At 47.4% G+C, this 5,129-nt stretch carries 8 protein-coding genes, 1 tRNA gene and 1 pseudogene; 3 read left to right on the forward strand and 7 right to left on the reverse strand.

The features are described from left to right. The first annotated feature begins 21 nt into the window (after positions 1-21). Complete coding sequence (locus Q0438_RS02180) at positions 22-459, forward strand: PH domain-containing protein (protein WP_298706862.1); 438 nt, start codon at positions 22-24, stop codon at positions 457-459. Between the two features lie 7 nt (positions 460-466). On the opposite strand, the gene Q0438_RS02185 is transcribed toward Q0438_RS02180, so the two are convergent. After that, the gene (locus Q0438_RS02185; RefSeq protein ID WP_298082322.1) at positions 467-649 is read right to left on the reverse strand and encodes a hypothetical protein; all 183 of its coding nucleotides are present in this window, start codon (positions 647-649) and stop codon (positions 467-469) included. Here Q0438_RS02185 and Q0438_RS02190 point away from each other — a divergent pair. Further along, positions 617-693 (forward strand) — tRNA-Glu (locus Q0438_RS02190). The genes Q0438_RS02185 and Q0438_RS02190 overlap by 33 nt on opposite strands. Here the strand turns inward: Q0438_RS02190 and Q0438_RS02195 are convergent. From Q0438_RS02195 to Q0438_RS02220, 6 genes are read right to left on the reverse strand one after another with little or no spacing between them, the layout of a single operon-like run. Beyond that, entirely contained in the window at positions 694-1,470 is a 777-nt protein-coding gene (locus Q0438_RS02195) for an energy-coupling factor ABC transporter ATP-binding protein (RefSeq protein WP_299186843.1), read from the reverse strand. Next, positions 1,467-2,114 (reverse strand): energy-coupling factor transporter transmembrane component T, encoded by a 648-nt coding sequence (locus Q0438_RS02200; RefSeq protein ID WP_299186845.1) that lies wholly within the window; start codon positions 2,112-2,114, stop codon positions 1,467-1,469. The genes Q0438_RS02195 and Q0438_RS02200 overlap by 4 nt, the downstream gene beginning before the upstream one ends. Next, positions 2,111-2,749: a hypothetical protein gene (locus Q0438_RS02205; protein ID WP_299186847.1), complete on the reverse strand. Its 639-nt coding sequence runs from the start codon at positions 2,747-2,749 to the stop codon at positions 2,111-2,113. Before Q0438_RS02205 ends, Q0438_RS02200 begins: the two co-directional genes overlap by 4 nt. After that, positions 2,746-3,345: a cobalt transporter CbiM gene (gene cbiM, locus Q0438_RS02210; protein WP_299186848.1), complete on the reverse strand. Its 600-nt coding sequence runs from the start codon at positions 3,343-3,345 to the stop codon at positions 2,746-2,748. The genes Q0438_RS02205 and cbiM overlap by 4 nt, the downstream gene beginning before the upstream one ends. Further along, positions 3,335-4,048, reverse strand: coding sequence for a hypothetical protein (locus Q0438_RS02215; RefSeq protein ID WP_299186851.1), 714 nt, complete (start codon positions 4,046-4,048; stop codon positions 3,335-3,337). Before Q0438_RS02215 ends, cbiM begins: the two co-directional genes overlap by 11 nt. A 12-nt stretch (positions 4,049-4,060) precedes the next feature. After that, the gene (locus Q0438_RS02220) at positions 4,061-4,810 is read right to left on the reverse strand and encodes a DUF4198 domain-containing protein (protein WP_299186854.1); all 750 of its coding nucleotides are present in this window, start codon (positions 4,808-4,810) and stop codon (positions 4,061-4,063) included. Positions 4,811-4,950: 140 nt separating this feature from the next. Between Q0438_RS02220 and Q0438_RS02225 the strand changes: the two are divergent. After that, positions 4,951-5,129, forward strand: a pseudogene (locus tag Q0438_RS02225) (serine--tRNA ligase); the annotation flags it as partial.

Raw genomic sequence — 5,129 nt, forward strand, 5'->3', positions numbered from 1 at the left:
AAATTCTTTTAAAGGATATTTATGGGTTACGTAGAGTCTAACCTTCTGAATGGCGAAAATGTAATTGCTAAAGCCAAAATTCACTGGGCGGTTTTTATCTCCGCTATCGTCATATTGATTCCCGCGATAGTTGGGATCATAAATAAAGACGATAGACTTTCATTCATATGCTTCGGCGGTTTTATAGCGGCGCTAATTCACGGGTTTATTGTTTTAAAGACAAACGAGCTTGCTATCACAAATCAGCGTATAATCGGCAAAAAGGGTCTTATCAGTCGCGAAACGGTGGAGCTAAAATATGAAAAAATCGAAAGCATATCCGTGGCGCAGAGTATTTTGGGGAGAATTTTAAAATTCGGCACCATAGTGGTGCGAGGTACCGGCGGCACGGCGGTTAGCTTCCAATTTGTCGCTAATCCAGTAGCGTTTAAAAACAAGGCGATGGAAAAGATCGGCTAGACTTTTTTCATATATGAAATTTCAGCCAAATCATAAAATTTACGTCGCAAATTTTATCTATGCCGCGCCGGCTTTTAAAATTCCAAGCAATTTGCGCTTGCACCGCCGCAGGCATTTTATCTAAAATTTTGTTTTTGTCGCTATAATGCGGCTTCTTGACCTTTTCGTCTAGTGGCTCAGGACGTTGCATTCTCAGTGCGAAAACGCGTGGTTCAAATCCCGCAAGGGTCGCCATTATGGACTTTCATACAAGCCATCCGATTTCAAATAATAGATTTTATCCGCGATTTTATCGATGAAATTTTTATCGTGCGAGACGATGATCTCGCTTACGTCAAGCCCTGCCAAAATCCCCGCTACACGCTCCTGCATCGCCTCATCAAGCGCTGTCGTAGGCTCATCCAAAAGCAGCATACTGGGCTCACATACCAGCGCGCCAGCAAGCGCCACCAGCTTTTTTTCGCCGCCGCTTAGATGAAAGGGCACCCGCTCGCGTAGATGCTCGATTCCCAAGCGCTGCAGCGTTTCAAGCACCTTGCGTTCGATCTGCTCCTCGCTTAAAATTTCAAGCTTTTTTAGATGATCGTTTTGCGCGCCCTGCCTTAAAATTTGCGCCTTGCGCCCAAAAAATTTAGAAAAAATTCCACGCCTTTTCTCCGCATTTTGTGCTCGTTTTAGCCGCTCATTTTGCGCACGCAGGCTAAACGCGACGTCCTCAAACACGCTCGCGCACAAAAACTGATCGTCGCTGTTTTGAAACAGAAACCCGATCTCGTGGCGAAATTTTACAAAATCCTCGGTGCACCCAAGCTTCTCGCCGAAAAGCTCGATCTCACCCTCATCGCATTGTCTTAGGCCGCCTAAAATTTGAAGCAAGCTCGTCTTGCCCTGCCCGTTCGCGCCCAAAATCGCCACTTTTTCCTTGTGCCCTACGCTTAAATTTACGCCGCAAAAAATCTCCCGCTCACCGTTTTTAGCGCTTAAACCCAGCGCCTTAAGCGAACAGCTCATAAGATCGCTCCGATTTTAAGAAATACGCACGCTAGTACGAACGCTAAAAACGCGACTTCCGAGACGCTTAAGCCCTTGCGCCGTTCGTAAAATAGCCTACCGCAAAAGCCTCGCGCATTCATTACTAGGCTTAAATTTCTTGCCTGCTCAAGCGCCGAAATCGCTAAAATTCCCACCAAATTTGCATAAATTTTATAGGTAAAAATTCCGCTCGTCCCTACAAATCCGCGCATCCGTAAAAGAGCTTGCAGCCTCGCCAGATCCGAGCGTAAAAAATTTACGAATCGCCCGCAGCAATACACCAAAAAGCTTAATTTTTCGCCGAGCCCCAGCCCGTAAAATCCGCGTGCGAAAAAATATTCGTCCTTGCCGTAAAATAGCAAAATCGCAAACGTCATTATCAAATTTGCGCGCAAAAATATCACGCCCGCAAGCTCGTAGTTTCCGACTACGGCGGGGCTTAACGCACTTAAAATCGCAAAGATATTTAATGCCCCAAGTCGCACTAAAACCGCGCGCGCAATCGAAATTTTAAGCGCGAAAAGAAGCATCGGCGGAGCAAAAAACGCCGCATAAAGCTGCCCGCTAATTCCGACGCCGAAGCTGAAGATAAAAAACGCGAGCAGCGATACGGCGGGGCTCATTTGCGTGCCCTTTTTGCAAGCCACGTTAAGCCGAAAAAGCCGAAAATTAGAGCCAAACAAAGCGCGATTTTAGGCGCCTCGGCGGACTGGCTTTGAAACGCCATGCTTCGAATGTCACTCTTAGGGTTTTCTTTCAGCGAGATACTTTGCGAGGCGGAATTTGTCAAAGGCTCGGAAGCGCTCGGAATTTTATCTTGTGGCGCGACATCTTTCGACGCACCGTCTTTTGGCGCGATATTTTCAGACGCGCGGGCTTTGGATGCGCTGTCTTCGGACGTGGAATTTTCAGAAACGTTAGAATTTTGCGACGCGGAATTTCCCGAGTCGCCGAAATCTTGCGCCGTAAAATTCTCGGCGCTAAATTCCATCCGCGCGCCGTGTCCTGCGCCTCCGTAAATTTGAATAGTAAAATTTTTAGCGGGAATTTTTATGCTCGCAAGCCCCTCTTTATCGGTCTTTGTACGCAAAATTTCGCACCCGTCCGCGCTAATTAAAACTTCGCACTCCATGCAGGGAGAATTTTTATAAAAATAGCTATAAATCGCTACCCTATCGCCCTCTTGCGTCGCAAAAAGATGCAACGCGTGCGAAAATGCAAAGCATGCCAAAACTGTCAATAAAAATAGCGCCCTCATCGCCTCTGCCCGCCGTAAAATTTCGCAATAAAGCTAAGCGCAAAAAGGGTGATGATCCCTTCTAAAACCGCTAGAGCCGCGCCTTGCAGTGAGATAAGCGTCGCGATAGCAAAAAACTCCCATCCGCTGATGAAAAGCACTAGATCAAGAAGCAGCATCGAGCAGACGATCGGCACGAAACCCGCCAAAAACAGATAAATTTTTTGCGTGCGCGCTTTTAGCTCTTGCGCTTTCGCAGCGGCGGTAAAAACTCCGCCCAAAACAGCCGGAAAGCCGATGACCGCGGTATTTACGCCAAGCACGCTAAGCCCTCCGAAGCCGAAAAATACCCCTTGCAAAAACAGCGCGACGAAAATCGCTAAAATCGCGCGCGGGCCCAAAAACGCGCCCACGAGCCCGCTTAGCATCAGGTGCATAGAGCTGATGCCCACTGGCAGGTGCACGAAAGACGCCACGAAAAACAGCGCGCTAAAACATGCGATCCTAGGGATCTCAGCCTGCCTTACACGCCATAAAATCGCCGCTACTGCAGGCGCCGTAACCGCCCAGCCGGCAAGCAGTACGGGCGCGCTCAAAACTCCTTCGCTAATGTGCACGGCTCGCCTCCTTTAAATCGCTCCCGTTTTTTAGATGCGCAAAAACGCGCGAAGTGGCTAAATTTAAGGCATTTGCGACCTTTGCGATAATCGCTTTGATTGCTATAGGTTTTTCCTTTGCAGCTTTAGTCGCGGCAAAATTTGCGGCTGTAAAACTCGCGGTTTGCGTCCTATCTGCGGCGGCTGTCAGCGTAAGACTCGGAGCGGTCTCGGAGCTGCTTGCGGAACCAGTAAATTTGATAAATTTTACAGCTCGCATGGCGCAAAAATTTTCGTTTGCTACATTTGCAGGAGCGGCAAATGGATTTCGCGACGCAAAATTTGAGGCTCCGAGCGATCTTGGTGCGACGCTCGCGCAGTAAAACAGAGCTTGCGAAATTTTAAAAGTCGGGGTTTTTAAAATTTCAAAAAACGAAATTTTGCGCGCGGGTATTTTACGCTCATAAATCCACGGATATGAAATTTTACGGCTCGAAGCTCCTAAGAGCGGATTTCTACCGAGCAAAATTTTACACAGCAGAGCTTCGTTACTTAAAATTTTACTCGGCGGAATTTTGCCATTTAAAATTTTAACTGCAGAATTCGATGGAAATTTTACATCGCCAAGCAAAACGTACGAAAATAAAATTTCAAAACTCCGCTCAAACGCAAATTTAAATTTATCCGCAGCCGCGCAAATTTTGCCCGAAAAAATAGATCTCACCGAGCCGCTCCCTTATTTTTTCAGCTCGTCCGCCTTGATCCAAAGCACGGCGCCCAGCTCATTTACGGGCTGCTCGCTTCCTTTGGCAGCTTCCTCCTCGCTAAGAGCCGCGAAGCCCCACCAGCCGGCAACCGGCATCACGAAGCTAAACTCGCCCGCGCCGTTGGTTTTAACGACCTGCGTAACGTGCGCCTCGCTAGGGGCCTTGTAGCCCTTATCGTTATATAGCTCGATCTCCACGTCCGCGCCCGGGACGGGCTTGCCGTGCAGCAAAAAAACTCCGCTAAATATCTCGCCCGCATACAGCGCGTAGGGGCGCACTAGCGGCACGATCTCCGCCTCTAGTCCGAGCGGCTTGTCCCAACCCTCGCCCGCGCCGTAAGCATCGACGTAGGTTTTGGTGATATGGCGGATCATCTTCTGCTCCGCCGGCTCGGCATAGGGTTTCGGATCGAAATAAAATGCCAAAAGCGATGGTTTGTCGGCTTTAAATTCCGCCGCGAAATAGGAATTTTCGCCCTTTTTCTGCTCTTTTAAGCTATCCAAGAGCGATTTTTTCTCGCCGTCAATAAAAACGCCGAATTCTGCGGGCTTTTGCAGATTCATAGACTCCTGCAAAAACGGATGGGAGAATTCCAAATTTAGCTTTACGATAGCGTCTTTTTGATCCTCTACGACATTTTTATCCGTCGTAAGAACGCCGAAATGCGCGAACGCAAGGCTCGCCGCAAAAATTCCCAAAAAAGCAAATTTTGCCTTCATGTAATACCTTTCATAATAAAATATTACGGAATTGTATCACTTTTTTTCATCCGTATTGCTTAAATGTGGGTTTATTTTGAGTATTTAAAGCAAACTTTGGTTAAAATGTCGCAATTTAAATTACCAAAAAGAGGCAGAAAATGATAAATTTAAAACTTATCGAGACAAATTTCGACGAATTTAATAAAAAACTCATCGCCAAAAAAGTCCCGCCGCAAACCCTGCAAACGCTGCTAGATTCCTACAACGAGCTAAAATCTAAAAAGAGCGATCTTGAAAACCTCCAAGCCGTGCAAAATGCAAAGAGCAAGGAGCTCGG

It is taken from the genome of uncultured Campylobacter sp. (genome assembly GCF_938030785.1).
Lineage (GTDB): Bacteria > Campylobacterota > Campylobacteria > Campylobacterales > Campylobacteraceae > Campylobacter_B.